Genomic DNA, 25,833 nt, shown 5'->3' with positions numbered 1-25,833 from the left:
CCCGACACCCACCATCCTCCGTGTTATGGGGGGATCGTTTTGGTGAATACGAGCCCGGCCCCGGTCGGGTATGACGGCCGCCTCGGGGGGCCCGGTGTCGGCCGTCATCCGGCACCTCGCGGACGAGGAGGGCTGTGCCGTGCTCCTGGTCGAGCACAACGTCGCGTTCGTGATGGAGCGGTGCGCCCGCGTCGTCGTGCTCGACCTGGGCGGCGTCCTCGCGCAGGGCACGGCGGCCGAGGTGCGCGCGGACCCGAAGGTACGGGACGCCTACCTCGGCACCGCGGCGGCGTGAGCTACCCGATCGTCACCCGGAAGATCCGGTCCGAACCGTCCGGCTCTCCACCGTTGTTGTCCGCGTTGGTGGTGGAGAGCCAGAGCTGGTCGGCGCCCGGCACGGCGGTGACCGCGCGCAGCCGCCCGTACTCACCGACGTAGAACGCCTTCGCCGTGCCGACGTCCTCGTTGTCGGCGCTGATCGGTATGCGCCAGAGCCGCTCGCCCTTCAGTGCCGCCATGTAGACGGCGCCGTCCACGACGGCGACACCGCTCGGCGAGGCCTCCGCGACGCCCCAGGTCTTCTTGGGGTTCGTCATGCCGGAGACGTCGCACTCGCCCTCGCAGGTGGGCCAGCCGTAGTTCGCGCCGGGCTTGATGAGGTTGAGCTCGTCCTTGGCGCTCTGCCCCAACTCGGCCTCCCACAGCCGGCCTTGGGGATCGAAGGCGATGCCCTGCGGGTTGCGGTGACCCATGCTGTAGGCGTAGTTGCCGAAGGGGTTGCCGGGGGCGGGTTCGCCGTCCTTCGTCAGGCGCAGGATCTTGCCGTTGAGGGAGTTCTTGTCCTGCGCGAGGCCGCCGTCCTGGGCGTCGCCGGTGGTGGCGTACAGGTAGCCGTCGGGGCCGAAGGCCAGGCGGCCGCCGTTGTGGTACTTGTTCTTCTTGATCCCCTTGAGCAGAACCTTGTAGTCCGTCAGCTGCGTGCCGTCGTAGGTCATGCGGGCGATGCGATTGCCCTCGGACGAGGTGTGCATGACGTACACGTGGTGGTTGGTGTCCCAGTCCGGGTCGACGGCCACACCCATCAACCCGCCCTCGCCGCCCGTGGTCTGGGACTCGGGGACGGTTCCTATCTGCTTCTTCTCCTTGCCGTCCTTGGAGACGAGCCAGACGCGGAAGTCGTCGCGCTCGGTGACCACCGCGGATGCGCCGTCGGGTGTCCAGGAGGTGCCCCAGGGGATCGTCCAGCCGGTGGAGATGGTGGCGATGTCCGTCGGTTCCCCGGCCGCGGACACCGACGTCGACGCCGGTGGCGCGGGGGCGGCGGCGGACACGGTGGGGACGTACTGCGTGAGCCCGGCCGCCACGAGTGCGGCGGCCCCGAGGACGGCCGCTCTCTTCTTGCCGCTGTTCATCTCTCAACCTCCGTACTGGGCAACGATTTTGGTGAAGTCGTACGGCTGTTGCGACACGCCGCTGCACGAGTCGCCGGGGCTTGTGCCCGAGCCGCAGTCGCGGTCACGGTTGACCGACCAGAAGGAGAACCGTGCGATGTGGTGCTCCTTGGCGTACGCGAGGATCGTCTCGAAGTCGCCCGTGGTGACGGTCTCGTCGGGCACGTCGGTCTTGCCGTTCATGGAGGAGACGCCGATGTGCCGGTACGCGTCGGCGTCGCTGTAGCCGTAGGCGCTCTTGACCGCGTTCTGCAGGCCCTCCATGGCGCTGACCGAGGCCTCGCCCATGGAACCGCTGTGGCCGCCGAAGTCGAACGGCATGATCACCCAGGCGTCGTTGTCGAGACCGGCGTCGGCGCCGCGCCGGATGAGGTCCTTGCCGGTGGCGTCGGGGCCCTGTGGGGTCGTGCCCATGGTCACGTAGGTGACGATCCCCGGGTTCTTCTCCTTCACGATCTTCAGGGCGTCGACGACCCGCTGGCGCACGGTCGCGTTGTTGAACTCGGTGTCCTCGATGTCGATGTCGAACGCCTTGAGGTCGTAGGCGTCGATGACCTTCTGGTAGGCGCCGGCGAGCGCGTCGGCGCTGGTGCACTTCTCGCCGAGCTTGGCGCCGCTCCAGCCGCCGACGGAGACGACGATGTCGCCGCCGGCGCCGCGTATGGAGTCGATGGCGGACTGGTCGGAGCCGCCCTTGAGGGGGCGGCTGCCGTCCCAGGCGGGGTTGCAGCCGCCGTCGGACAGGATGAAGGCGAGCGTGAACCATTTGACGCCGGTCGCGGCCATCACGTCGGTGGGCTGCTGCGGGTCGCCCCAGCCCAGGTACTCGTAGGGGGCGGCGTGGATGGTGCCGGGGGCTTTGGGCTGCGCCTGCGGGGGCGCGGCCGATGACTGGGCGGCCAGGGCGAGGGAGGCCGTCGTCGCGAGGACTCCGGCGGCGGCCACCGCGGTGACCGTTCTGTGGGGGGTGTGGGACATGGGGGGTGTGCTCTCCTTTGCGGTGTTAGGAAGGGTTCCTAACGGTCTGAGGTCGCGGGACGGCGTGCACGCCCCGCGCGAGGAAGGGGTTTGGGTTTACGTCTTCGGGTACGCCCGGTAGGCGAAGTCCGTCGGGCGGTCCCCCGCGCCGTCACTGGCGCCGTCGACGAGGGCGCGGACCGCCGCGTGGTCCGGCGAGCGGTGGCAGGCGGGGTCGGTGCGGGTGGCGTCGCCGGTCAGGGCGTACGCCTGGCAGCGGCAGCCCCCGAAGTCAACGGTGCGCAGCTCGCAGCTGCGGCAGGGGTCACGCATCCACGCCTCGCCGCGATAGCGGTTGAAGGCCGCCGACTCCCGCCAGATCCAGCCCAGTTGACGGTCCCGCACATTCGGCAGGTCTTCCTCTGCGAGCAGCTCACCGGCGGCCGGGCAGGGAAGCACCGTCCCGTCCGGGGTGACGGTCAGCGAGATGGCGCCCCAGCCGCCCATGCAGGGCTTGGCGATCCCGTCGACATAGTCGGGCGCCACCCACACCAGCTCCATGCGCCCCGCGAGCCGCTCCCGCCACCGCTCGACGCGTTCACGGGCGTACGCGACCTGTTCCCGCCCCGGAAGCAGCGCGCCCCTGTTCCGCAGCGCCCAGCCGTAGAACTGGGTGTTGGCCAGCTCGATACGGTCGGCGCCCCAGGCGAGCGCCAGCTCCACGAGCCCGTCGAGCGCGTCGAGATTGGCGCGGTGCAGCACGGCGTTGAGCCCGAGCGGCAGCCCGGCAGCCCGCACGAGCCGGGCAGCCCGCTCCTTGGCACCGAACGCCCGTACTCCCGCGATGAGTTGAGCGGCTGCGGGGTCGGCGTGCTGCACGGACAGCTGGACGCTGCGCAGCCCCGCGTCGACAAGTGCGCCGAGCCGACGCTCGTGCAGTCCGACTCCGCTGGTCACGAGCTGCGTGTGGATCCCGACGGAGTCGGCACCGCGCACGATCTCCACAAGGTCACGACGCAGGAGCGGCTCCCCACCGGACAGATGCGTCTGCACGACACCGATATCAGCGGCCTGCCGCATCACTTCGGCCCACTGCCCGGCAGTCAACTCCCTCCCGCGCTCGACCAGTTCGGTGGGATTGGAACAGTAGGCACAGCGCAGAGGGCACCCGTGGGTGAGCTCGGCGAGGAGGGCCCAGGGCGGCTCGATGGGGTGGGGGCTCGGGGGCGCGGACGTCGCGGGGCTCGGGGACTCGGGGGTGGCGGGGCTCGGGGGTGCAGGCGTGCCAGGGCTCGGGGGCTCGACGACGCCAGCGCTCGGGCGCGCGACAGCGCCAGAACTCGGACGCACAGTCGCACCAGCACTCGGGAGCTCGGGGGTGCCAGGACTCGGACGCGCAGCCGCACCAGTACTCCGGAGCTCGGCAGCTCCAACGCCCCGACGCGCAGCCGCACCAGCACTCGGGAGCCCGCTCGCCCCAGCGATCGGCGGATCGTCCCTCACCGCAGCCACCCCTCCGCCCGCAGTGCCGCGAGGAATCCCGGCACCTCGTCGGCCACCGGTGCGCCCGGATGCAGGCGTGCCAACTCGCCCACGATCTCCTCCACTTCACGCTTACCGTCGCACAGGCCCACCACACTCCCCGCGGACCCGCGCAGCACGACCACCCGCTCGGGCAGTACCAGCAGGTCGACTCCGCGCACCCGGTCGTGTCGCAGGGTCACGGAGCGGGCGAGCGCGGGTCGCCAGTCGTCGGCCATCAGCCGCGCCCCGGGCCGCGGTCGACCGCGTCCAGCAGTGTCCACAGGACGTCGCACTTGAAGCCGAGCGCGGCGACGGCCCGCTCCTGTTCCGGCCGTGTGCGCGCCCACTCCAGGACGAGGCCGAGCGCCTCCTGCCCGTCCCTGCCGCCCTGTTCCACCCGGGTGCGGAAGTACGCGAGGCCCTCCGCCTCGATCCACGGATAGTGCCGCTCGAACGCCTCGATCCTGGTCCGCATCAGGTCCGGCGCGGACAGCTCGGTGAGCGAGGCGGCGACGGCGTCCAGGGCAGGCCTGAGGCGGCAGAAATTGACGTACCCGTCGACCGCGAGCCGCACGCCGGGCAGCACGCTGGAGACGTCGAGCAGCACCTCGCGCCCGACGCCCGCGGCCTCGCCGAGCCGCAGCCAGCGCTCGATGCCGCCGTCGCCGTCCTTCTCCCCGTCGTGGTCCTGGATCCGCCGCACCCAGCCGCGCCGCAGCGCCGGATCGTCGAACTTGGCGAGAATCAGCGCGTCCTTGACGGGGATGTACCGCTGGTAGTGGAAGCGGTTCACGATCCAGCGGCGCAACTCGTCCCGGGTGAGGGTGCCTTCGTGCATGCGTACGTTGAAGGGGTGCCGGTCGTGGTACCGCTCGGCGGAGACGGCGCGCAGCCGTTCCGTGAACTCGCCGGGTGTCCAGGGAGCCGTCACAGTCATAGCTCGATCACCATCCGTTCCGCCGCGACTTCGATTCCCCGCTCCGCGAGGAGCTTGTGCTGCTCGGCGTGCGGATTCCCCAGGGGATTGGTGTTGTTGAGGTGGGTGTAGAGGCAGCGCCCCGGCAGCCGGGCGAGCCGGCGCGCGGTGCCGCCGGGCCCCGTGACGGGCAGATGCCCCATGCCGGTGGCGGTGCGGGTGGAGAAGCCGCAGCGCAGGGGCTCGTCGTCGTCCCAGAAGGTGCCGTCGACGATCACGAGGTCGGCGTCGCGCACGGCTTCGTCGAAGGCGTCGGACCAGACGGCGAGGGCGGGCGCGTACAGCAGGGTCCGGCCGGTACCGGAGTCGTGCAGACGCAACGCCACGGACCAACTATCGCCACCGGTCCCGGAGTTAAACGCATACCTGGGCCGCTTCCCGGACAGGGGCACGGCGCTGACACTCAATCCCCCGCCCCCCAACGAGCACCCGGCGGCGGTCAACTCCCGCCACCGCACATCCGTATAGGGCCCGAGGACGGCGTCGAGCCCCAGCCCCTCCCCCACCGCCTGCCGTACGGGAGCGGTGGCGAGGACCTCGAAGCCGGCGGCCGCTTCCCGGAAGCGGGCGATGCCGAGGGTGTGGTCGAGTTCGGCGTCGGTGAGCACGACACCGGCGATGGGAGTCTGCCGGGCTCCGGGGCCGGGACGCAGGTCAGGGCAGTCCTCGATCTGCTCGCCGATGTCGGGGGTGGCGTTGACGACGTACCAGCACCCCTCCGCCGCGCGCACGGCGAGCGAGGCATGCCGGCGGCGACGCTCCGGGTGGGCGCGTGCCCCGGAACATCCGGGGCACGCGCAGTTCCACTGGGGCAGCCCGCCGCCCGCCGCGGTGCCGAGCACCTGCAGCAGCATGGCGGCGGGGTTACCGGTCGGCGCGGCGGTACGCGGTCACTTCGAGCGCGGTCTCCACGACCTCGTACTCGGGGGTCTGCCATGCGGTGACGGCTTCTGCCGCCGGACGTTCCGTGGGGGTCTCGTGGTCATTCATACGTGGATCGCTGCCTTCCTGAAAGTGGGGGTTCAGGGTGGGGGGTCAGGGTGAGGGGTCAGGAGCGAAGGGAGCACCCAGTTCACCGGGCGTTCACATGAGTGTCCTGCGTTCAGTGATGTGCAATAGGGTCGCGGCATGACGGAACGCGGTCAATGGTGCGGACCAAAAAACGCCCGTACTTCACCCGGGAGTGGTCAAGGAATGCAGCACCGCACCTGATCGTTGACCATGGGAGTACCACCCGACGACTTAAGGATCGAGAGCTCGTGAGCAAGGTCCCCCCGATCATCCTGAACAATGGCGTCGAGATGCCGCAGCTCGGCTTCGGCGTCTGGCAGGTACCGGACGACGAGGCCGAGGTGGCCGTCACGACGGCACTGGAGGCCGGGTACCGCAGCATCGACACCGCGGCCATCTACGGCAACGAAGAGGGCACCGGCAAGGCCATCGCCGCTTCCGGCATCGCCCGTGCGGAGCTCTTCGTCACCACGAAGCTCTGGAACGCGGACCAGGGTTACGACGCCACGCTCCGCGCCTTCGACGCGTCGCTGGAGAAGCTGGGCCTCGACTATGTGGACCTGTACCTGATCCACTGGCCGCTGCCCTCCAAGAACCTCTACGTGGACACGTACAAGGCGTTCGAGAAGATCCAGGCCGACGGGCGCGCGAAGTCCATCGGCGTCTCGAACTTCGAGCCCGGCCACCTGGAGCGGCTGCTCGACGAGACGTCGATCATCCCGGCGGTCGACCAGATCGAGCTCCACCCCCACCTCCAGCAGCGCGCCGCCCGCGAGTACCACGCGGAGCAGGGCATCACCACGGAGGCCTGGTCCCCGCTGGGCCAGGGCAAGGGCCTCCTGGAGGTCCCCGCGATCGTCGCGATCGCCCAGAAGCACGCCCGCACGCCCGCACAGGTCGTCCTGCGCTGGCACATCCAGCTGGGCAACGTGGTGATCCCCAAGTCCGTGACGCCGTCGCGGATCAAGGAGAACATCGACGTCTTCAGCTTCGAGCTGGACCCCGAGGACATGGCGGCGATCAGCGCCCTGAACGAGGACCGGCGGCTCGGACCGGATCCGGCGACGTTCGACGTGGTCTGAGGTCACCCTGGGGCGCCTCCGTCCAGCACACGCCGGGCGCAGGCGCCCCTTTGCCGTCCCGCCCGCTGTTCGCGTCAACAGGTCTTCGTCAAGTCAGCAGGTCTTCGCCAAGTCAACAGGTCTTCGTCAACAGGTCTTTCGGTACTCGACAGTTGGCAGATAGGTCTGCCACTGCGCCCTGCTGAGCCCGCCTCTGGCACGCTCGCACACGGCGTCCGCCGCACGACCCGCCCCGATCGGCACCGAGCGGCTGGGGTTGTCCGCGGTCGCCACCCGGAGTTCCTCCCCGGCGAAACCGAGTCCCAGGACGGGGCCGTCCGTGCCGGGGTACTCGGCGCCCGCGAGGCGGGGGGTTTCGGTCTCCCAGACGCGTACGGTGCCGTTCTCTCCCCCCGCGGCGAGGTAGCGCCCGTCCTCGGAGAAGGACAGGACCGAGCCGAATGACTCCTCCGCCGTGCCCCACTCGTACGAGCCCGGAGAGAGCACACCCAGGGCCCGGCGGCCACGGGCGTCCCACAGGGTGATCTTGCCGCTGTCGTCGGCGACGGCGAGAAGGCGGCCGTCGGGGCTGTGGACGGCGGTGCTCAACGCGTCCTCGCCCCGCAGTGCCCGCGACGACCGCCCGGTCTCGAGGTCGGTCAGCACCCCGTCCAAGGTGAGGAGGGATCGGCCGTCGGGAGCCAGCGTTCCCAGCAGACCGCCGGTCCGCTGCCGCAAAGCCTTGGTTCGCGTGTCCCCCGTCACGTTCCAGACCTCGACGTGCCAGTCGTCGTTGTCGTGCTCACCCAGCGGCATGCCCGCGGCGACCACTCGCGTACCGCGCGACGGGACCGCCAGGCTCTCGACCAACGACGGGACGCGCGTACGGGACAACTCCTCGGCGTCCCTGATGTTCCACCGCCGCACCGTCGTGCCGCTGTCGCCCACGACCCCGTAGGCAAGAGCCCGGCTGTCCGGGGAGAAGGCCCACGGCTGGTCCGTCCCGCAGTCCGCGCAAGCCGGGCCGGGCAGCGACGCCGACACCGCACCGCTCCGCGCGTCGCGCAGCCTGAACTTCCCTTCGCTGCCACGGCCTTCGACCGTGACGAGGGTGCGCCCGTCCGGGCTGAAGCGCGCGGATGTCAGCGGCTGGTTCCGACGCTGCACGGACAGGGCCGCACGAATGTCGAGGGTGCGTACGACTTCGGAGCTGGCCTGGTAGCGGATCACACCCGCTGCCGTATCCACGCTCAGGTCGCTGGCTCCGCGGTCCCGCACCGGATGTCGCAGGAGCGGCGTGCCGGGTGAATCGGTCTTCCACAGCGTGATGTCCCCGTCGGCCATGACCGCCGCGACCGTCCCGTCGTCGTCGAAGTCCACACTTCCCTCGGAATCTTCGGGCAGCTTGATCTTCGGGCGCTCCCGGCCGGTCGTCGGCTCCCAGGTGCGCATGCCGCTCCCCATGGAGAAGGAGAGCGCCCGGCTGTCCGGAGTGAAGGTCAACTCAGGTGCTCCGCAGGCCTGTTCATCCACATCGCGCGGCCAGGTCCTGGGCGCGTACCGCCCCTTCGCGACGTCCCGCACGGAGAGCCTGCCGCCCGCCGAACAGGTCGCGAGCAGCCGGTCATCGGGGCTGAGCGCCGGAGCGGGACTCTCCGTGTCCCTGCCCCGGATCTCGTCGAGAAGCTTGTGCCTTCGTATGTCCCACACCTGGACCGTGGCACCATCGCCGACCCTCGTGCGGATGACGAAGGTCCGGCCGCGCGGCCCGAACCAACCGTCCGAGTCCCCCGTCCCCAAGCGTGGGCCGACCGCCCGGTTCCGGACCAGGTCCCACACCAGTACGCCGCCCCTGCCGTGCTGCGCGATCATGCGCCCGTCGGGGCTGACGTCCATGGTGTTCTCGTGGACACCGGGCCGGGACGTCGTACCGATGCGGCGGTGGCCGCGCACGTCCCACCGCACCACACGGTCACGGTCGATCGCCGTCAGCGTGCGCCCGTCCGCGCTCAGCCAGCGCGGCGCGTTCGGCGCGGTGCTGTTGTCGGGGACGGCGAACGAGTCCTGCTCCCGCCACGCGCCGGCGGCACGCACCGCCTCGCGCGTCTCCGGCAGATCCGCGACGCGCCAGGCAGCCACACTCAGCCGCATCGCGGTCACCGGATCCGAAAGCCGCAACGTCTGCGCGACGCCGACGATCCGCCGCGCCTGGGCCTCGGCCCGCTGCCGCTCCCCGTTCCTGTTCTGCTGCCAGGCGGCCACGCCCGCGACCACGGCGAGGCAGAGCAGTACGGCGAGGCCGGAGACGAGCGCCCGCGTCCGCCGCGCGGCGCGTGCCTTCGCGCGTATGTCGTGGTCGTGGGCGTCGACTCCGGCGCGGAGGAAATCCCTTTCCAGGTCGGTCAGTTCGAGAGCGGCGAGTTCCGGGGAGTCGGAGGAGTCGGAGGCGTCGGAGGCGTCGGAGGCTCCCGGACCGAACGCCTCCCGCGCCGCCGTCAGCCTCGTCCCCCGGTACACGGCCCCCGCGTCCCGGCCAAGCTCCTGCCACGTCACGGCCGCCTCGGTCAGCGCCCGGTGCAGCCGCAGCCGGTCGCGGTCCGCGTCGACCCACCCGCGGAGCCTCGGCCACGCGCCGATCAGGGCTTCATGGGCGAGGTCGACCGTCGTTCCGTCGACGGTGAGCAGCCGCGCGGCGACCAGGCGTTCCAGTACGTCGTCGCAGCCGGGCGGGAGTTCGGCGCGGTCGACGGGGCGGCGGGTGTCCTGCGTGCCGTCGCCCGGCGCGACCATGCGCAGGAGCAGCCGACGGGCCGTCGCGGCCTCCGTGGCCGTCAGCCGCCCGAAGACTTCCTCCGCGGTGTGCGCGATGGCGCCCCGTACGCCGCCGATCGCCTCGTACGCCGCCTCTGTCAGTGTCTTGCCGCTGCGCCGCCGCCACACTTCGCGGAGCGCGTGCGCCATCAGCGGAAGGCCGCCCGGCTCGTCCGCCACGTCGGCCACGATCCGGGCCGTCAACGTCCGCTCCACGACGAGCCGTTCGGCCGCCGCTGGCCTGACGATGGCCTCGCGCAGTCGACTCGGCGACATGGGGCCGACGAGGATGTTGGCGTCCCCCAGCGCATCGGCCAGGGGGCCGTGTTCGGCGCAGCGGCCGTAGAAGTCGGCGCGGACGGCGACGATCACGCGCAGGCGGCTGCCGGGGGCGCGGGCCATGAGCAGCCGGTCCAGGAATTCCGTCCGTTCCGCCGGGGAGTGGCAGAGCGAGAAGATCTCCTCGAACTGGTCGATCACGAGGAGCGTGTCGCCGGAGCCGTCGGCGGGCGTCAGCAGGGCCCGGTGGGTTCGGGCCGGGCGGTCCCCCGGGGTGAGAATGCGAATCGCGGCCGGGCGCCGGGCATCGGCGGACTCCCGTAACGCCGGTATGAGCCCGGCCCTCAGCAGCGACGACTTGCCGCTGCCGGAGGCACCGATCACCGCCGCCAGGCGTCGCCGCGAGGTGAGCCGCACCAGCTCGTCCACGAGGTCGCCGCGGCCATGGAAGCGGGCCTGGTCGTCGGCACCGAATCTGGCGAGCCCGGGATAGGGGGACTCGCCCTCGCCCGTGTCCCGTTCGGCGTCTTCGGCGACCGCTTCGTACCAGCGCCGCTCCCACTCCTGGGGGTCCCCGTCGCACACGGACACATAGGCGAGCAGCACGGGCAGCGTCGGCAGCCGCTCTCCCGCGGCGGCCGCGGAGAGCGTGGGAGCGGAGTACACGACGCGCTGGGCCATCGCCCGGTAAGTCGGGCTGCCCGCGTCGACGCGGAGCTTGCGGAGTTCGTACGCGAACCGCTGGACCGGGCCGGCCGTCGGCTCAAGCGGCTTCTCCCGACGCCCCATCCCCTGCCCCTCCCAGCCCCCTCTGGTCAAGATCCGAGACCACGTTAGCAATTGATCGGTGCGGCGAAACAGGGCTGCCAATCAATCCGCGCGCCGCTGAACTCGGCTTTCCGGTCCCGTTCTTGGGCCCGGATCCGCACAGCCGACCGCACACGCACGGGGAGCCCACCATCGCCACCACCACTCGGTCCAGCCTTTCCGATCCGCCACAAGCGGTCGAACGCAAGGCGGAGCACGCCGTTCAACTCATTCATCGCACGCGGTGGTTGCCCGCCGTCCTGCCAGGCGTGCTGCTGACTCTCGCCCTGGGCCTCTGGGGCGTACGCCGCGGCGGAAGCATGTGGCGGGACGAAGCGGTCACATACGACGTCGCGCACCGCGGCCTGTCGGACCTCTGGCACACGCTGGGGAACGCGGACGCCGTCCACGGGCTCTACTACCTGCTGATGTACGGCCTCTACGGGATCTGTGAACTCTTCGGCCGTGCCGACCCGCTGCTCGTGATGCGGATCCCGTCCCTGCTCGCGATGAGCGTGGCCACCGCCGGTGTGGCGATGCTCGGGCGGCACCTCGCCGGTCCGCGGGCCGGGCTGCTCGCCGGTGTCGTGTTCGCGGTGATCCCCTCGATCCAGCGTTTCGCACAGGAGGGCCGTTCGTACGCGATGGTGTGCGCCCTTGTCGTCTGGTCGACGTACGTGCTGGTGCGCGCGGCATCGGCCGACGGACGCCGGGCGCGCCGCCTGTGGCGCTGGTACGGCGCGCTGATGCTGGTGACGTGCCTGCTGCACGAGTTCGCGGTGTTCGCGCTGCCCGCGCACGCTCTGACGGTGCCGTGGACCGCGCGCCGGCCGTGGGCCCGGGCCGCGGCGGTCGTGGTCACGGGTCTCGCGCCGCTCGCCGTGCTGAGCCAGCGGCAGAAGGAACAGGTGGGGTGGCTCCACGTCGACCTGAGCCAGTACGCCGGAGCCACCGGCCTGTGCGTGGCCGGGGCGCTCTGCGCGGCGCTCCTCGGCAGGCTCGGCGGGCGGGCGGCGGATGCGGGGCGGCCGATCGGGCTGCGTCGGCCCGCCCTGGCGCTGCTCGTCGCCCCCACGCTCGCGCTGCTGCTCATCGCCCCGGTCAAGCCGCTCTACGCGGACCGTTACGTCCTGTACGGCATCGCCGGGCTCGCGCTGCTCATCGGGGCGCTCCTCGACCAGCTGTCGCGCGGCGGACGCCGGCGGACCACCGTAGCCGTGGTCACCGCCGCTGCCGCGCTGATCGCGCTGGCCCCCTACAGCGTGCATCTGCGTACTCCGGACAGCCGCCTCGACAACACGGCAGCGGTCACGCAGGCCATTCAGGACGCCGGGAGCGAGGGCGACGCCGTGCTCTACATGCCGCTGCGCCGCCGGGTCTGGTCCCTGCCGCACCCGCGGGCCGTCGCGGGGCTCGACGATCTCGCCCTCGACCGGCGTCCCGCCGCTTCGCACACCTTGTACGGCACCGAGGTCGGCGCCGATGTCATCCGGGCCCGGATGCTCACGCGGACCCGGATCGTCTTCGTCACCGACCCCTCGCGCGATCCCGTCGACCAGATCCCGCGGGAGACCGTGAAACGAGACGTCCTGAAGGACCACTTCGAGCAATGCCACACCCGCAGCGCCAGGGGCTGGCGCGTCACCCTGTACGCCCGCCCCGGCCACTGCCCCCGCTAGCCCTTGACCCCCACATGCACCGTCTGCACGGACAGCAGGAACACATCCGGCCGGTGGTGCAGGCTCCGTTCGTCGTTCTCGTCCAGGAGGCGGTCGACCGTGGTGAGGTCGTCGGCGTCGAGGGTCTCCGCGTGCATCTCCCGGCGGCGGGTGAGTTCGCCGATGAGGTGGGTGCGGGCGTCGGCGGGCAGGGGGGCCGGGAGGTCGAGGAGGAAGGAGCGGGTGCCCGCGTGGCGCAGGCCCGCCTCGGTCAGGAGCGCGGGCCAGTCCTCCGTGACCGACTTCGCGCCCGGCAGGTCCGCGCGCATCTGCGTGAACCACTTCTCGTCGGCCAGGTCGAAGCGGGTCTGCAGGCCGGGGCGGCCGAAGCCGATGTCGCGGGGAAGACTGCGGGGATTGAGACCGCCTTCGAGGAGGGCAAGGGCGCCGTCCGGCGCCAGGCGGTCCGTGAGCGCGGCGAGCGCCGCCTGCTGGTCGCCCACGTGGTGCAGGGCGCGGCCGATCCAGAGGAGGTCGGCGGGCGGCAGTTCGCCGATGCCCTCGGGCAGTTCCGCCCTGCGGGTGCTTACGCGGTCCGTCAGGCCCTCGCGGGCGGCGCGTGCCCTGGCCCGCTCCAGGAGCGGCTCCGCCGGGTCCACGGTGATCACATCGGCCTTGGGGAAGACCTCGGCGAGCAGGAAGGAGATGCTGCCGGAGCCGCCGCCGACGTCCGCGATCAGGGAAGGCTCCGGCTGCCAGCCGCGCAGCCACGCGGCGATCTCGCGGTTCTGCGGCGCGGCGAGCTCCGCCTGCCGCTCCAGCATGGGGCCCATGGCCGCCCAGTCGATGTCGTCGTGGTGGTGGCCGTGGCCGTGGCCGTGCCGGTGAGTGTCGTCGTGGTCGTGGGCCATCTTCGCTGCCGCCGCCTTCGGTGTGCTCAGGGGTGGGTGGGATCGCTCCCCAGCCTGCGCTTCGGGGCGCCTGCCGCCAAGCAGCCTTGCCGTTTCAGCAAACCCCGGTACGGATTCAGTGGTACGGATTCATGGGGCGGACGGCGCTGGTTCCTTGCGGAACGACAGGAGCGTGAACTCCGGGTCGGCGCGCGGGACTTCCTGGTCCGGCAGCTCCGCGAGACGGGCCGCGAACCGTGCGGTCAGGGGCGAGTCCGGGGCCAGCATGGTGAACCAGCCCCGGTACAGGTCATCGACGGTGCCGCGCGGCGAGCGCCCCTGGCCGTGCCCGCGGAACCGGGCCCGCCCCTCCCCCGTCAGGCCGTGCGCCGCCGCGTGCGAGCGCACCGTGTCCGCGCGGTCGGGGGCGGTGCGCACCGGACGTCCGGCGAGCACGGCGTCGATGTCGCTGCCCACGTCGTGCGCGGCGGCCTTGTCGACGGTCGTGACATAGACGCCGCCGGGCCGCAGCACCCGAGCGCACTCGGCGACGACCACGGCCGTCTCCTCGGGCCCTGGCAGCAGATGCAGCAGCCAGACCGTGCTCACGGCGTCGAACGAGGCGTCGGGGAAGGGCAGTTGACGGCTGTCCCCGAGCACCACGGATCCCGGGACCCGCGCCGCCGCCATCCGCGCCATGCCGTCCGCCGCGTCCACGCCGGTCACCCGCAGGCCAGGACGGGAAAGGCGCCGGGTGACCAGGCCCGTGCCGCAGGCCACGTCCAGCAAAGTACGGGTCTGGGAAGGCACCAGGCCCAGGACCGCTGCGGCAGCGGCCGCGGCGCGTGGCTCACCGCCGCGCGACGCGTCATAGCGGTCTGCTTCCTTGCCGTAGTCCAGCATCGGCATTCAGGCCGCCCCGTGACCCGGCGCCAACTCCTCGACCCTGCGGGCCAGTTCGAAGTCGAGGCCGGTGATCGCGCCGCCCGCGCTGTGGGTGTTCACGGAGAGGGCGACGGAGTTGTAGCCGAGCGTCAGGTCGGAGTGGTGGCCGAGCTCCTCCTGGATCTGCGCGATGTGCACGACCATCGCGGCGGCCGCGAAGTGCGAGCCGAGGCGGTAGGAGCGGGTGATCCGGTCGCCGTCGAGGGACCAGCCGGGAAGCTCGGCGAGCCGTTCCTCGACCTCCTTCTGTGACAGCGGTTCGACAGGCATGGCCGCGCTCCTTCCGGGTCGGGCTCCGGGTCGTACCGCGTACGGTGCACGACCCCGGGACCGGCGAATGTACGTACGTTTCTCACCCTGCCACAGCACGCGGCCGCCCGCCCTGGCCCCGAGCGCCGTCCGGCCGCGGCTGACGCCGGCGACAGCCCCGGTCGGCCCGTACCCTCCGGAGCGTGTCGGACCCATCGATTACCGTCTGAGTATGACAACTGCCGCGCCCGCACAGGCGAATCCCACCTCCGGAGTCGGTCCCCTGCTGCGCGGCTGGCGCGAGCGGCGCAAGGTCAGCCAGCTGGAGCTTGCCCTGCGCGCGGACTCGTCGGCGCGGCACATCAGCTTCATCGAGACGGGCAGGTCACGGCCGAGCGAGGAGACCCTGCTGCGTCTCGCCGACCACCTCGACGTGCCGATGCGGGACCGCAACTCCCTGCTCCTGGCGGCCGGTTACGCCCCTCGCTTCCGGCAGACTCCCCTCGACGACCCGTCGATGGGCCCGCTGCGCGAGGGCCTGGAACAGCTCCTGACCGGCTACGAGCCCTATCCGGCCCTGGTCGTCGACGCTACGTACGACGTGATCACGGCCAACCGCAGCCTGGCGATGCTCCTCGAAGGCGTCCCGGAGCACCTCCTGGCACCGCCCCTGAACGCGATGCGGCTCACCCTCCACCCCGAGGGTCTCGCGCCCCGGATCCGCAATCTGCGGGAGTGGCGGGGGCATCTGCTGCACCAGATGGAGCGGCAGATCGCCCTGCAGCGCTCGGACGCGCTGCGCGCGGTGTACGAGGAGGTGGCCGCCTACCCGGTGGCGGATCCGGGGGTGGACGCCTTCGAGGCCGGCACGGACGTGCCCTACTTCGCGCTGCCCCTGCGGGTCGAGCACGACGGGCACGTCCTCTCCTTCATCTCGTCGATCTCCACGTTCAACACCCCCATGGACGTGACGGTCGCCGAGCTGGCCATCGAGACGCTGCTCCCGGCCGACCCGGCGACGGTCAAATATCTGCAGACCCACCAGCCCTAGCGGCCGGGGCCCGCCGCCCGCAGCGCCGCGTACTGCAGCATCGCGAATCCGCCGACCGTCACGGCCTGCAGCACGGTCCACACGGCCCCCGCCGTACTGGGCGAGAGCCATATGACGAGCGCGACGACGCTGAGCACCGCCCAGGCCGTGTTGGCCTCGACCACCGCCCGGACGGGCAGCGACGGCGGACTCTTGCGGGCGGCGAGGAAGCCGACGGCCGCCCCGTAGCCGGTGAGGAAGACGCCGAGTCCGAGCAGCAGCCCGGTGTCGACGCCGAGGAAGCGCCCGAGCGGGCCCGCGGCGACGGCGTACGCGATGCCGTTCGCGGTGGTCACGACCGCGTCCAGGGCGAGGAAGCGGCGCAGCATCGTCTTCGGGTCGGTCGTGCGGGCGAGGGCGGTGAGGGCGTATGCGGACATGACGGGTCGGCCTCCAAGCAGGGGGAGAGCGGGGCAAGGAACCCGGGTCCCGGTCCGGAGTGCGCCGGACCGGGCCCGGTGGCATCACTGTGGCGTGCCCGCGCCGGCCGGTCGATTACGTCCGGGGTAATGCCCGGCCGTCCGCGGACAACCCGTACGGCGGCGGCAGACAGGTGTCCCGTACCACCCGCACCTAGGTTCGTTGAAAGGCAGACCTAGGGAGCTCCAGGGTGACTGAGACGACCGAGCCCGCCGCGGCGCTGCTGCGCGCGGGAAAGTTCTTCCGCCGCGGCACCGCCGCCCCCGACCTGCACAGCGTGGCGCTGACCGGCGGCAGGGACGCGGACGCCTTCTACCGCGACCGGTGGAGCCACGACAAGGTCGTGAACTCGACGCACGGCGTGAACTGCACCGGCTCCTGCCGCTGGAAGGTGTACGTCAAGGACGGCATCATCACCTGGGAGACCCAGCAGACCGACTACCCGTCCGTCGGCCCCGACCGCCCCGAGTACGAGCCCCGCGGCTGCCCCCGCGGCGCGGCCTTCTCCTGGTACACGTACTCGCCGACGCGCGTCCGCTACCCGTATCTGCGCGGCGTCCTCCTGGAGATGTACCGCGAGGCCAAGTCCCGGCTGAAGGATCCGGTCCTCGCGTGGGCGGACGTCCAGGACGATCCCGAGCGCCGCCGCACCTATCAACAGGCGCGCGGCAAGGGCGGGTTGGTGCGGGCCACGTGGGACGAGGCCGTCGAGATCATCGCGGCGGCGCACGTCCACACCATCAAGAAGTACGGCCCCGACCGCGTCGCCGGCTTCTCCCCCATCCCCGCGATGTCGATGGTGTCGCACGCGGCGGGCGCCCGCTTCATGTCGCTGATCGGCGCCCCGATGCTCTCCTTCTACGACTGGTACGCGGACCTTCCGGTGGCTTCGCCACAGGTGTTCGGCGACCAGACCGACGTGCCGGAGTCGGGCGACTGGTGGGACGCCGCGTATCTGATGATGTGGGGCTCGAACGTCCCCGTCACGCGCACCCCCGACGCGCACTGGATGGCCGAGGCGCGCTACCGGGGCCAGAAGGTCGTGGTCGTCGCGCCGGACTACGCCGACAACGCCAAGTTCGCCGACGAGTGGCTGCATCCGCACCCCGGCACGGACGGCGCCCTGGCGATCGCGATGGGGCACGTGATCCTCAAGGAGTTCTTCGTCGACCGGCAGACGGAGTTCTTCAGCGACTACGTCCGCAAGTTCACCGACCTGCCGTTCCTGGTGACGCTGACCGAGCGCGAGGGTGCGTTCGTCCCTTCGAAGTTCCTGCGCGCCACGGACCTGGGCGAGCGCGGTGAGGGCGGCGACTGGAAGACGGCCGTCCTGGACGAGAACACCGGGCAGCCCGCCGTGCCCAACGGCTCGCTCGGCTTCCGCTGGACCGACTCGGGCAAGGGCAAGTGGAATCTGGAGCTCGGCTCCATCAAGCCGCAGCTCTCCCTGCACGGCTCGGACGTCGCTGCGGGCGTCGAGGTGCTCCTGCCGCGCTTCGACACCGAGGGCGGCACGCACGGCCAGGGCCGCGGCGAGGTCGTCCGCCGCGGCGTGCCCGCCACGCGGCTCGGCGGGCAGGACGGGCCGCTGGTCACGACGGTCTTCGACCTGCTGCTCGCGCAGTACGGCGTGGGGCGCGAGGGCCTTCCGGGTGAGTGGCCTTCTACGTACGAGGACGAAGACGCGCCCGGCACCCCTGCCTGGCAGGAGGCGCACACCTCGGTGCCGGCCGCGAAGGCGGTGAAGATCGCGCGGGAGTTCGCGAGGACCGCGGAGCAGTCGCGCGGCCGCTGCATGATCCTGATGGGGGCGGGGACCAACCACTGGTTCCACTCCGAGACGATCTACCGGTCGTTCCTCGCGCTGCTCCAGCTGACCGGCTGCCAGGGCCGCAACGGCGGCGGCTGGGCGCACTATGTGGGCCAGGAGAAGTGCCGTCCTGCGACCGGCTGGGCGACGCTGGCCGGTGCCAACGACTGGAGCAGGCCGCCGCGGCAGATGATCGGCGCCGCGTACTGGTTCCTCAACACCGACCAGTGGCGCTACGACAGGTTCGCGGCGGACGTCCTCGCATCGCCGCTGGGCGAGGGCCGGTTCGCGGGGATGACGGGCGCGGACTGTCTGGCGCTTTCGGCGCGCACCGGCTGGATGCCGTCGTATCCGACGTTCGACCGCAACTCCCTTGAGCTGGGCGAGACTTCGGACGATCCCGTGGCCAACGTGGTCGACGAGCTCAAGGCGGGCTCGCTCAAGTTCGCCTGCGAGGACCCGGACGCACCGGAGAACTGGCCGCGCGTCCTGACCCTGTGGCGCGCCAATCTGCTCGGTTCGTCGGCGAAGGGCGCCGAGTACTTCACCAAGCATCTGCTCGGCACGCACTCCTCGCTGCGTGCGGAGGAAGCCGCCCCGAACGAGCGTCCCTCGACCGTCACTTGGCGGGACGAGGCACCCGAGGGGAAGCTCGATCTGCTCGTCTCGCTCGACTTCCGGCAGACGTCGTCGACGCTGCTCTCGGACGTGGTCCTGCCCGCGGCCACCTGGTACGAGAAGCACGACCTGTCGACGACCGACATGCACCCGTACGTGCACTCCTTCACCCCGGCCGTCGACCCGCCCTGGCAGGCCCGCACCGACTTCGACATCTTCAAGGCGATCGCGGAACGGCTCAGCGAGCTTTCCGTGGACCATCTCGGCGTACGCAAGGACGTCGTCGCCACCGCGCTCCAGCACGACACGCCGGGCGAGACGGCCCAGCCCGGCGGGATCGTCCTCGACTGGCGCAAGGGCGAGTGCGAGGCGGTGCCGGGGAAGACGATGCCGAACCTGGCGGTGGTGGAGCGCGACTACACCGCCATCGGCGCCAAGTTCGCCTCGCTCGGCCCGCTGGTGGAGAAACTGGGCCTTCCGGTCAAGGGCATCGCGTTCCAACCCGACCAGGAGGTTGAGGAGTTGAGGGAACGCAACGGCGTCGTGCGCGGCGGACCCGCCGACGGCCGCCCCGCCCTTGACACGGCGATCAAGGCGGCCAACACGATCCTCGCCCTGTCCGGCACGACCAACGGACGCCTGGCCACCCAGGGCTTCCACACCCTGGAGGCGCGCACGGGCCAGGAGATGGCGCACCTCGCCGCCGAGCACGAGGGCAAGCGCATCACGTACGCCGACACACAGGCCGCGCCGGTGCCGGTGATCACGTCGCCGGAGTGGAGCGGCAGCGAGTCCGGCGGCCGCCGGTACACGGCCTTCACGCTCAACACCGAGCATCTGAAGCCCTGGCACACCCTCACCGGCCGCCAGCACTTCTTCATCGACCACGACTGGATGCATGAACTCGGCGAGGCGATGCCCGTCTACCGGCCGCCCCTGGACATGAACCGCCTCTTCGGAGAACCACGCCTCGGCCCGGACGGCGAGAAGGAAGTGACGGTCCGTTACCTCACCCCGCACAACAAGTGGTCGATCCACTCCGAGTACCAGGACAACCTCTTCATGCTGTCGCTGTCACGCGGTGGCCAGTCCATCTGGATGGCCCCGCAGGACGCGGACGCGATCGGCGTCAAGGACAACGACTGGATCGAGGCGGTCAACCGGAACGGTGTGGTGGTGGCACGCGCGATCGTCTCGCACCGGATGCCGGCCGGGACGGTCTATATGCACCACGCGCAGGAGCGCACGGTGAACGTCCCCAAGACGGAGACCACCGGCAAACGCGGCGGCATCCACAACTCCCTGACCCGCCTCATCCTCAAGCCGTCCCATCTCATCGGCGGATACGCGCAGTTGTCGTGGGCGTTCAACTACCTCGGCCCGACGGGCAATCAGCGCGACGAAGTCACGGTCATCCGCCGCCGATCGCAGAAGGTGGAGTACTGACATGAGGGTCATGGCTCAGATCGCGATGGTGATGAACCTCGACAAGTGCATCGGGTGCCACACCTGCTCCGTCACCTGCAAGCAGGCATGGACCAACCGCGACGGCATGGAGTACGTCTGGTTCAACAACGTCGAGACCCGTCCGGGGCAGGGCTATCCGCGCCGCTACGAGGACCAGGAGAAGTGGCGCGGCGGCTGGGAGCTGAACAAGCGGGGCGCCCTGAAGCTGAAGAACGGCGGCCGGATCAAATCCCTCCTGGAGATCTTCTCCAACCCCAAGCTGCCGGAGATCAAGGACTACTACGAGCCCTGGACGTACGAGTACAAGAACCTCACCGACGCCCCGCTGGGCGACGACTACCCGGTCGCCGAGCCGCGCTCCCTGATCAGCGGCAAACCCATGAAGATCGAGTGGTCGTCGAACTGGGACGACAACCTCGGCGGCGCGACGCAGTACGGCGACCTCGACCCGATGGTGCAGAAGACCCGCCAACAGGCCGCGGAGAAGGTGAAGTTCGCCTTCGAGCAGACCTTCATGTTCTATCTGCCGCGCATCTGCGAGCACTGCCTCAACCCGGCGTGCGTGGCGTCCTGCCCGTCCGGCGCGATGTACAAGCGCGAGGAGGACGGGATCGTCCTCGTCGACCAGGACCACTGCCGGGGCTGGCGCAAGTGCGTGACCGGCTGCCCGTACAAGAAGGTGTACTTCAACCACCGCACCGGCAAGGCCGAGAAGTGCACGCTGTGCTACCCGCGCCTGGAGGTGGGACTGCCCACCGTCTGCTCGGAGACCTGCGTGGGCCGGCTCCGCTACCTCGGAGTGATTCTGTACGACGCGGACAAGGTGACGGCGGCGGCCTCGGAACCCGATGAACACAAGCTGTACGAGGCTCAGTTGGGCGTCTTTCTCGACCCGGACGACCCGGACGTGCGCCGGGACGCCGAGCGGGCCGGGATCTCGTACGACTGGATCGAGGCGGCGCGCCGCTCCCCCGTGCACGCGCTGATCAGCAAGTACAAGGTGGCGCTTCCGCTGCATCCGGAGTACCGGACGATGCCGATGGTCTGGTACATCCCGCCGCTCTCACCGGTGGTGGACGCGCTCAGCGAGACCGGCCACGACGGCGAGGACCTGGACAACCTCTTCGGGGCGATCGACACGCTGCGCATCCCGCTCGAATACCTGGCGGAGATCTTCACGGCCGGTGACGTGGGCCCGGTGCGGGCCTCCCTTGAGAAGCTCGCCGCGATGCGGGCGCACATGCGGGCCATCAACCTCGGGGAACGGCCGGAGAGTTCGGTCGCCGAGGCCGTGGGCATGAAGGGCCCGGAGATCGAGGAGATGTACCGGCTGCTCGCCATCGCCAAGTACGAGGACCGCTATGTCATCCCGACCGCGGCCGTCGCGGACGCGCAGCGCCTGGAGGAGTCGGCGCTCCCGGACTCCTGCAGCCTCGACTACGAGGAGGGACCCGGCATGGGCGGTGACGGGCCGTTCGGCCAGGACTCGGGCCGCAAGCAGTTGCCGCTGGTCACCATCGAGAACTTCCACGCGCTGCGCAGCCGGCAGACCGCCGACGAACAGCCCACCGCCGCCCGGGAGGACGAGCTGTGAGGAGCGACCACGCCGTGCTCTACCAGGCCGCGGCGCACTGCCTCGGCTATCCGGACGCCGAGTTCCACGAGCGGCTGCCCCTGCTCACGGCGGCGGCGCCCCCGGCGCTCGGCGGCTTCCTTGCGCACGCGGCCGCCACGGACCCGCGCGAGCTCGCGGCACACTACGTCCAGGTCTTCGACTTCAAGAACCGGCACAGCCTGTACCTGAGCTGGTGGCGCGACGGCGACACCCGGCGGCGCGGCATGTCCCTGGTGCGCTTCAAGGAGGTCTACCGCGCGCACGGCATGGAGTTCACCGGCGAGGAGCTGCCGGACTTCCTGCCCGCCGTCCTGGAGTTCTCCGCGCACGCCGGCCCGCTGCTCCTTGAGGACCACCGCAGCGGTCTTGAGCTGCTGCGGCTCGCGCTGAGCGACTTCGGCACGCCGTACGCGGAGGTCGTCGACGCGGTGTGCGCGACGCTGCCCGGGCCCTCGCCCAAGGACCGCGCCGGGGCGCTCGCGCTCGCCCGCTCCGGGCCGCCCCGCGAGGACGTCGGCCTGGAACCCTTCGCACTCATCGGGGAGCGAACCTCATGAAGACCCTGCTGTGGGGCGTGCTCCCCTACGTCGCCTTCGTCCTGCTCGTCGCGGGGATCATCTGGCGCCACCGCTACGACAAGTTCGGCTGGACGACGCGTTCTTCACAGGTGTACGAGTCGAAGCTCCTCAACGTCGCGTCGCCGATGTTCCACTACGGCATCCTCTTCGTGCTCGTGGGCCACCTGGTCGGCCTGTTCGTCCCCGAGTCGTGGACGGAGAAGGCGGGGGTCAAGGAGCACACGTATCACTTGTTCTCGCTGTACGGGGGCACGGCAGCCGGGATCCTGCTGGTGCTCGGCATCCTGCTGCTGCTCTATCGGCGGCGTACGAACACGCCGGTGTTCCGGGCGACGACCGCCAACGACAAGTTGATGTACGCGGTGCTGCTCGCGGCGATCGTCCTCGGCATGGTGGCGAAGCTGACGCACGCCTCGGGCGACGGCTACAACTACCGCGAGTCGATCGCGCCGTGGGCCCGCAGCCTGTTCCGGCTGCAGCCGGACACGGATCTGATGGCGGGAGTCCCCGTCCTCTACCGGATTCACGCGGTGGTGGGCATGGCCCTGATCGCCCTGATCCCGTTCACCCGCCTCGTCCACATGTTCAGCGCACCGGTCCAGTATCTCTTCCGGCCGTACGTGGTGTACCGGAGCAAGGATCCGGGGAGGGTGGGGGCGCGTCCTGAGCGGCGGGGGTGGGAGAAGACGGGTTCTTGATCCCCACCCCCCTTCCCGAAACCAGAGGGCTCGGCTACTGCTCCTCCCCCTTCCCCGGCTTCTCCTCGTCCACGATCTCCGCGTCCACCACGCCCTCCTCGCCTGAGGGCTCCCCCGTGGCGTTCTGGGCATCCCCGCCCGCGTACATGGCCTGGCCCATCTTCTGGCTCACCGTTGCCAGTTTCTCCGCGCCCGTGCGGAGGGCTGCCGTGTCGTCGGGCTTGTCCTTGAGGAGGGTTTTCAACTCGGCTGCGGCCGCCTCCACTTCGGTCTTTGTGCCCGCGGGGATCCGTTCCTCGTTCTCGCGGAGGAAACGCTCCGTCTGGTACACCAGCTGCTCCGCCTGGTTGCGCGTCTCCGCCGCCTCCCTGCGCCTGCGGTCCTCCTCCGCGTGTTCCTCCGCCTCCCTGACCATGCGGTTGATGTCGTCCTTGGGCAGGGCGGAGCCGCCGGTCACCGTCATGCGCTGCTCGCGGCCCGTCGCCTCGTCCTTCGCCGAGACATGCATGATTCCGTTGGCGTCGATGTCGAAGGTGACCTCGATCTTGGGGACACCGCGCGGGGCGGGCGGCAGGCCCGTCAGGTCGAAGACGCCCAGCTTCTTGTTGTACGCGGCGATCTCCCGCTCCCCCTGGAAGACCTGGATGCCGACCGACGGCTGGTTGTCCTCGGCGGTGGAGAAGGTCTCCGAACGGCGGGTGGGAATGGTCGTGTTGCGTTCGATGAGGGTCGTCATGATGCCGCCCTTGGTCTCGATGCCGAGGGACAGCGGCGTCACGTCCAGGAGGAGTACGTCCTTGACGTCACCGCGGATCACCCCCGCCTGGAGCGTCGCGCCGAGCGCCACCACCTCGTCGGGGTTGACCCCCTTGTGCGGCTCGCGCCCCGTGAGTTCCTTGACCAGCTCCGTCACCGCAGGCATCCGCGTCGAACCGCCGACCAGGATCACATGGTCGACGGCGGACAGCTTCACGCCCGCGTCCTTCACCGCCTGGTGGAAGGGACCCCGGCAGCGTTCGAGCAAGTCGGCGGTGAGCTCCTGGAACTGAGCACGGGTCAGCCTCTCCGCCAGATGCAGCGGGCCGTCCGCCGACGCCGTCACGTACGGAAGGTTGATGTCCGTCTCGCTCGACGAGGAGAGCTCGATCTTCGCCTTCTCGGCGCCCTCGCGCAGCCGCTGCACCGCCATCTTGTCCTTGCCGAGGTCCACGCCGTGCGCGTTCTTGAACTGCCGCACGAGGTACTCGACGACCCGCTGGTCCCAGTCGTCGCCGCCCAGCTGGGTGTCGCCGTTGGTGGCCTTCACCTCGATGACGCCGTCGCCCATCTCCAGGAGCGATACGTCGAACGTGCCGCCGCCCAGGTCGAAGACGAGGACGGTCTGGTCGTCGCCCTTGTCGAGGCCGTACGCGAGGGCGGCCGCGGTCGGTTCGTTGATGATGCGAAGGACCTTCAGGCCCGCGATCTCCCCGGCCTCCTTGGTGGCCTGGCGCTGGGCGTCGTCGAAGTACGCGGGGACGGTGACGACCGCGTCGGTGACGTCCTCGCCGAGATAGGACTCGGCGTCGCGCTTGAGCTTCTGCAGGACGCGGGCGGAGAGTTCCTGCGCGGTGTACCGGGTGCCGTCCACGGCCCCGCTTTCGGGGAAGCGCCAACTCCCGTCGCCCATATGGCGTTTGACGGAGCGTGCGGTGCGCTCCACATTGGTGACCGCCTGCCGCTTGGCGACCTCTCCGACCAGGACGTCGCCGTTCTTCGCGAAGGCGATGACCGAGGGCGTGGTGCGCGCGCCCTCCGCGTTGGCGACGACCGTGGGATCGCCGCCCTCCAGAACCGCCACCACCGAATTGGTCGTACCGAGGTCGATCCCGACTGCACGTGCCATGTCCAGTCCCCTTCCACCGCGAGCCCGTTCCCGGCATACTCCGCCCTCCATCACAAAACTTGAGCGTCATCTTGTCAATGCCGCGTCTGCGGGTACGGGCGGGTACGACTGTGCCGCCGCCCCCGAAGGGACGGCGGCACGGTCGGTTGCGCGCTGGCGTGCGCCGGTGTCAGGCCAGCTTCGCCGTCAGCGTGATCGGCGTGGCCTTCAGCGCCTGGCTCACCGGGCAGTTGACCTTGGCTTCCTCGGCGGCCGCGACGAACGCGGCCTCGTCCATGCCCGGGACGGTGCCCTCGACGGTGAGGTGGATGCCGGTGATGCCGGTGCCGGGCTGGAACGTCACGTCGGCCGACGTGACCAGGCGGGTCGGCGGGGTACCCGCCTTGTCCAGGCCGTTGGAGAAGGCCATGCAGAAGCAGCTGGAGTGCGCGGCGGCGATCAGCTCTTCCGGGCTGGTCTTGCCGTTGGCCTGCTCGGCGCGGGACGGCCAGGACACCGCCTGCTCCCCGATCCCGGAGGAGTCGAAGGTGACGGTGCCGGTGCCCTGGAGCAGGTTGCCTTCCCAGACCGTGTGCGCGGAGCGCGTGGTAGCCACGATGGAGATCCCTTCAGTGCGGTTCCGTGATGCGTGTCGGAACTTCGTGCACCCATCCGATCACACCCGGACTCAGCGCACGCGGAAGACCGGCCCACGCGCGGTGAACGGCAGACGGCCACCGGACGGCAGCAGATACGCGTGCTCCCTGCGCACCCGCAGCACATCGCACTCCCCGTCGGTGATCACCAGGACCGGCGCGGCCGCCGGGAAGTCCTCCGCGCGCTGCAGCAGATCGATGCCGGGCTGCAGCACGGTACCGCCGCGCCCGCGCACCCGTACCCTCCCCGCGATCTCCGTGACCGGCAGATAACCCGCGTCGTGGGGCGGGGCCGCGCCCCAGCCCCCCCCGCCCCCCCCGCCGGCGCGCCCCCCCCGCCGCGGCCCCCCGCGCCGCGGGCCGTCGCGGACGCGGGCCTTGCCGCCAAGGAGCTGGGC

22 protein-coding genes and 1 pseudogene are annotated in these 25,833 nt (G+C 70.8%); 8 read left to right on the top strand and 15 right to left on the bottom strand.

The features are described from left to right. Window positions 1-94: 94 nt before the first annotated feature. A complete protein-coding gene (locus ACFWY6_RS23765; RefSeq protein ID WP_384693730.1) occupies window positions 95-295 on the top strand; it encodes a hypothetical protein in 201 nt (66 codons plus the stop codon). A gap of 1 nt (window position 296) precedes the next feature. On the opposite strand, the gene ACFWY6_RS23760 is transcribed toward ACFWY6_RS23765, so the two are convergent. The 7 genes from ACFWY6_RS23760 to pqqA all read right to left on the bottom strand — a co-directional run bounded on the left by ACFWY6_RS23760 (window position 297) and on the right by pqqA (window position 5,898). Further along, window positions 297-1,412, bottom strand: coding sequence for a PQQ-dependent sugar dehydrogenase (locus ACFWY6_RS23760; protein WP_384693727.1), 1,116 nt, complete (start codon window positions 1,410-1,412; stop codon window positions 297-299). A gap of 3 nt (window positions 1,413-1,415) precedes the next feature. Further along, the gene (locus ACFWY6_RS23755; protein ID WP_384693724.1) at window positions 1,416-2,429 is read right to left on the bottom strand and encodes a chitinase; all 1,014 of its coding nucleotides are present in this window, start codon (window positions 2,427-2,429) and stop codon (window positions 1,416-1,418) included. Window positions 2,430-2,525: 96 nt separating this feature from the next. Next, window positions 2,526-3,617, bottom strand: coding sequence for a pyrroloquinoline quinone biosynthesis protein PqqE (pqqE, locus tag ACFWY6_RS23750; protein WP_384693745.1), 1,092 nt, complete (start codon window positions 3,615-3,617; stop codon window positions 2,526-2,528). Window positions 3,618-3,907: 290 nt separating this feature from the next. Continuing rightward, window positions 3,908-4,168: a pyrroloquinoline quinone biosynthesis peptide chaperone PqqD gene (gene pqqD, locus ACFWY6_RS23745; RefSeq protein ID WP_384693721.1), complete on the bottom strand. Its 261-nt coding sequence runs from the start codon at window positions 4,166-4,168 to the stop codon at window positions 3,908-3,910. After that, window positions 4,168-4,869 (bottom strand): pyrroloquinoline-quinone synthase PqqC, encoded by a 702-nt coding sequence (gene pqqC, locus ACFWY6_RS23740; protein WP_384693718.1) that lies wholly within the window; start codon window positions 4,867-4,869, stop codon window positions 4,168-4,170. Before pqqC ends, pqqD begins: the two co-directional genes overlap by 1 nt. Then, window positions 4,866-5,762, bottom strand: coding sequence for a pyrroloquinoline quinone biosynthesis protein PqqB (gene pqqB / locus ACFWY6_RS23735; RefSeq protein ID WP_384693715.1), 897 nt, complete (start codon window positions 5,760-5,762; stop codon window positions 4,866-4,868). Before pqqB ends, pqqC begins: the two co-directional genes overlap by 4 nt. Before the next feature lie 10 nt (window positions 5,763-5,772). Beyond that, the gene (gene pqqA, locus ACFWY6_RS23730) at window positions 5,773-5,898 is read right to left on the bottom strand and encodes a pyrroloquinoline quinone precursor peptide PqqA (RefSeq protein ID WP_384693712.1); all 126 of its coding nucleotides are present in this window, start codon (window positions 5,896-5,898) and stop codon (window positions 5,773-5,775) included. A gap of 311 nt (window positions 5,899-6,209) precedes the next feature. Here pqqA and ACFWY6_RS23725 point away from each other — a divergent pair, with 311 nt between their 5' ends. Next, window positions 6,210-7,001, top strand: a complete 792-nt coding sequence (locus ACFWY6_RS23725) for an aldo/keto reductase (RefSeq protein WP_384693742.1) — start codon at window positions 6,210-6,212, stop codon at window positions 6,999-7,001. Between the two features lie 126 nt (window positions 7,002-7,127). Here ACFWY6_RS23725 and ACFWY6_RS23720 read toward each other — a convergent pair whose 3' ends face one another. After that, window positions 7,128-10,859, bottom strand: coding sequence for a hypothetical protein (locus ACFWY6_RS23720; protein ID WP_384693710.1), 3,732 nt, complete (start codon window positions 10,857-10,859; stop codon window positions 7,128-7,130). Window positions 10,860-11,146: 287 nt separating this feature from the next. Here ACFWY6_RS23720 and ACFWY6_RS23715 point away from each other — a divergent pair, with 287 nt between their 5' ends. Then, window positions 11,147-12,556: a glycosyltransferase family 39 protein gene (locus ACFWY6_RS23715; protein ID WP_384693707.1), complete on the top strand. Its 1,410-nt coding sequence runs from the start codon at window positions 11,147-11,149 to the stop codon at window positions 12,554-12,556. Here the strand turns inward: ACFWY6_RS23715 and ACFWY6_RS23710 are convergent. From ACFWY6_RS23710 to ACFWY6_RS23700, 3 genes are all read right to left on the bottom strand, one after another. Further along, a complete protein-coding gene (locus ACFWY6_RS23710; RefSeq protein ID WP_384693704.1) occupies window positions 12,553-13,446 on the bottom strand; it encodes a class I SAM-dependent methyltransferase in 894 nt (297 codons plus the stop codon). The two genes, ACFWY6_RS23715 and ACFWY6_RS23710, sit on opposite strands and share 4 nt — an antisense overlap. 129 nt (window positions 13,447-13,575) lie before the next feature. After that, the gene (locus ACFWY6_RS23705) at window positions 13,576-14,328 is read right to left on the bottom strand and encodes a class I SAM-dependent methyltransferase (protein WP_384693739.1); all 753 of its coding nucleotides are present in this window, start codon (window positions 14,326-14,328) and stop codon (window positions 13,576-13,578) included. A 6-nt stretch (window positions 14,329-14,334) separates the two neighbouring features. Then, window positions 14,335-14,640 carry a 4a-hydroxytetrahydrobiopterin dehydratase gene (locus tag ACFWY6_RS23700; protein WP_266872149.1) on the bottom strand — a complete coding sequence of 102 codons (306 nt, stop codon included), beginning with the start codon at window positions 14,638-14,640 and terminating at the stop codon, window positions 14,335-14,337. A 211-nt stretch (window positions 14,641-14,851) separates the two neighbouring features. Here ACFWY6_RS23700 and ACFWY6_RS23695 point away from each other — a divergent pair, with 211 nt between their 5' ends. Continuing rightward, window positions 14,852-15,670 carry a helix-turn-helix transcriptional regulator gene (locus tag ACFWY6_RS23695; protein WP_361827873.1) on the top strand — a complete coding sequence of 273 codons (819 nt, stop codon included), beginning with the start codon at window positions 14,852-14,854 and terminating at the stop codon, window positions 15,668-15,670. Here ACFWY6_RS23695 and ACFWY6_RS23690 read toward each other — a convergent pair. Beyond that, entirely contained in the window at window positions 15,667-16,089 is a 423-nt protein-coding gene (locus ACFWY6_RS23690; protein ID WP_384693699.1) for a hypothetical protein, read from the bottom strand. The genes ACFWY6_RS23695 and ACFWY6_RS23690 overlap by 4 nt on opposite strands. A gap of 230 nt (window positions 16,090-16,319) precedes the next feature. Between ACFWY6_RS23690 and ACFWY6_RS23685 the strand changes: the two genes are divergently transcribed. From ACFWY6_RS23685 to narI, 4 genes are read left to right on the top strand one after another with little or no spacing between them, the layout of a single operon-like run. Next, on the top strand, window positions 16,320-20,003 hold the full coding sequence (locus tag ACFWY6_RS23685) for a nitrate reductase subunit alpha (protein WP_384693697.1): 3,684 nt from the start codon (window positions 16,320-16,322) through the stop codon (window positions 20,001-20,003). Window position 20,004: 1 nt separating this feature from the next. Beyond that, window positions 20,005-21,618 carry a nitrate reductase subunit beta gene (gene narH / locus ACFWY6_RS23680; RefSeq protein WP_384693694.1) on the top strand — a complete coding sequence of 538 codons (1,614 nt, stop codon included), beginning with the start codon at window positions 20,005-20,007 and terminating at the stop codon, window positions 21,616-21,618. Beyond that, window positions 21,615-22,196: a nitrate reductase molybdenum cofactor assembly chaperone gene (gene narJ / locus ACFWY6_RS23675; RefSeq protein ID WP_384693691.1), complete on the top strand. Its 582-nt coding sequence runs from the start codon at window positions 21,615-21,617 to the stop codon at window positions 22,194-22,196. The genes narH and narJ overlap by 4 nt, the downstream gene beginning before the upstream one ends. Continuing rightward, the gene (gene narI, locus ACFWY6_RS23670; protein ID WP_384693688.1) at window positions 22,193-22,915 is read left to right on the top strand and encodes a respiratory nitrate reductase subunit gamma; all 723 of its coding nucleotides are present in this window, start codon (window positions 22,193-22,195) and stop codon (window positions 22,913-22,915) included. Before narJ ends, narI begins: the two co-directional genes overlap by 4 nt. A gap of 34 nt (window positions 22,916-22,949) precedes the next feature. Here narI and dnaK read toward each other — a convergent pair whose 3' ends face one another. From dnaK to ACFWY6_RS23655, 3 genes and pseudogenes are all read right to left on the bottom strand, one after another. Further along, a complete protein-coding gene (gene dnaK / locus ACFWY6_RS23665) occupies window positions 22,950-24,800 on the bottom strand; it encodes a molecular chaperone DnaK (RefSeq protein ID WP_384693685.1) in 1,851 nt (616 codons plus the stop codon). Between the two features lie 169 nt (window positions 24,801-24,969). Then, on the bottom strand, window positions 24,970-25,395 hold the full coding sequence (locus ACFWY6_RS23660; RefSeq protein WP_384693682.1) for an OsmC family peroxiredoxin: 426 nt from the start codon (window positions 25,393-25,395) through the stop codon (window positions 24,970-24,972). Window positions 25,396-25,467: 72 nt separating this feature from the next. Further along, a pseudogene (locus tag ACFWY6_RS23655) lies at window positions 25,468-25,833 on the bottom strand (hypothetical protein); the annotation flags it as partial.

The sequence above is a fragment of the Streptomyces sp. NPDC059037 genome, from assembly GCF_042740015.1.
Lineage (GTDB): Bacteria > Actinomycetota > Actinomycetes > Streptomycetales > Streptomycetaceae > Streptomyces.
The sequence above is the reverse complement of the archived record's forward strand: the minus strand, read 5'-3'. Positions and strand labels throughout refer to the sequence as shown.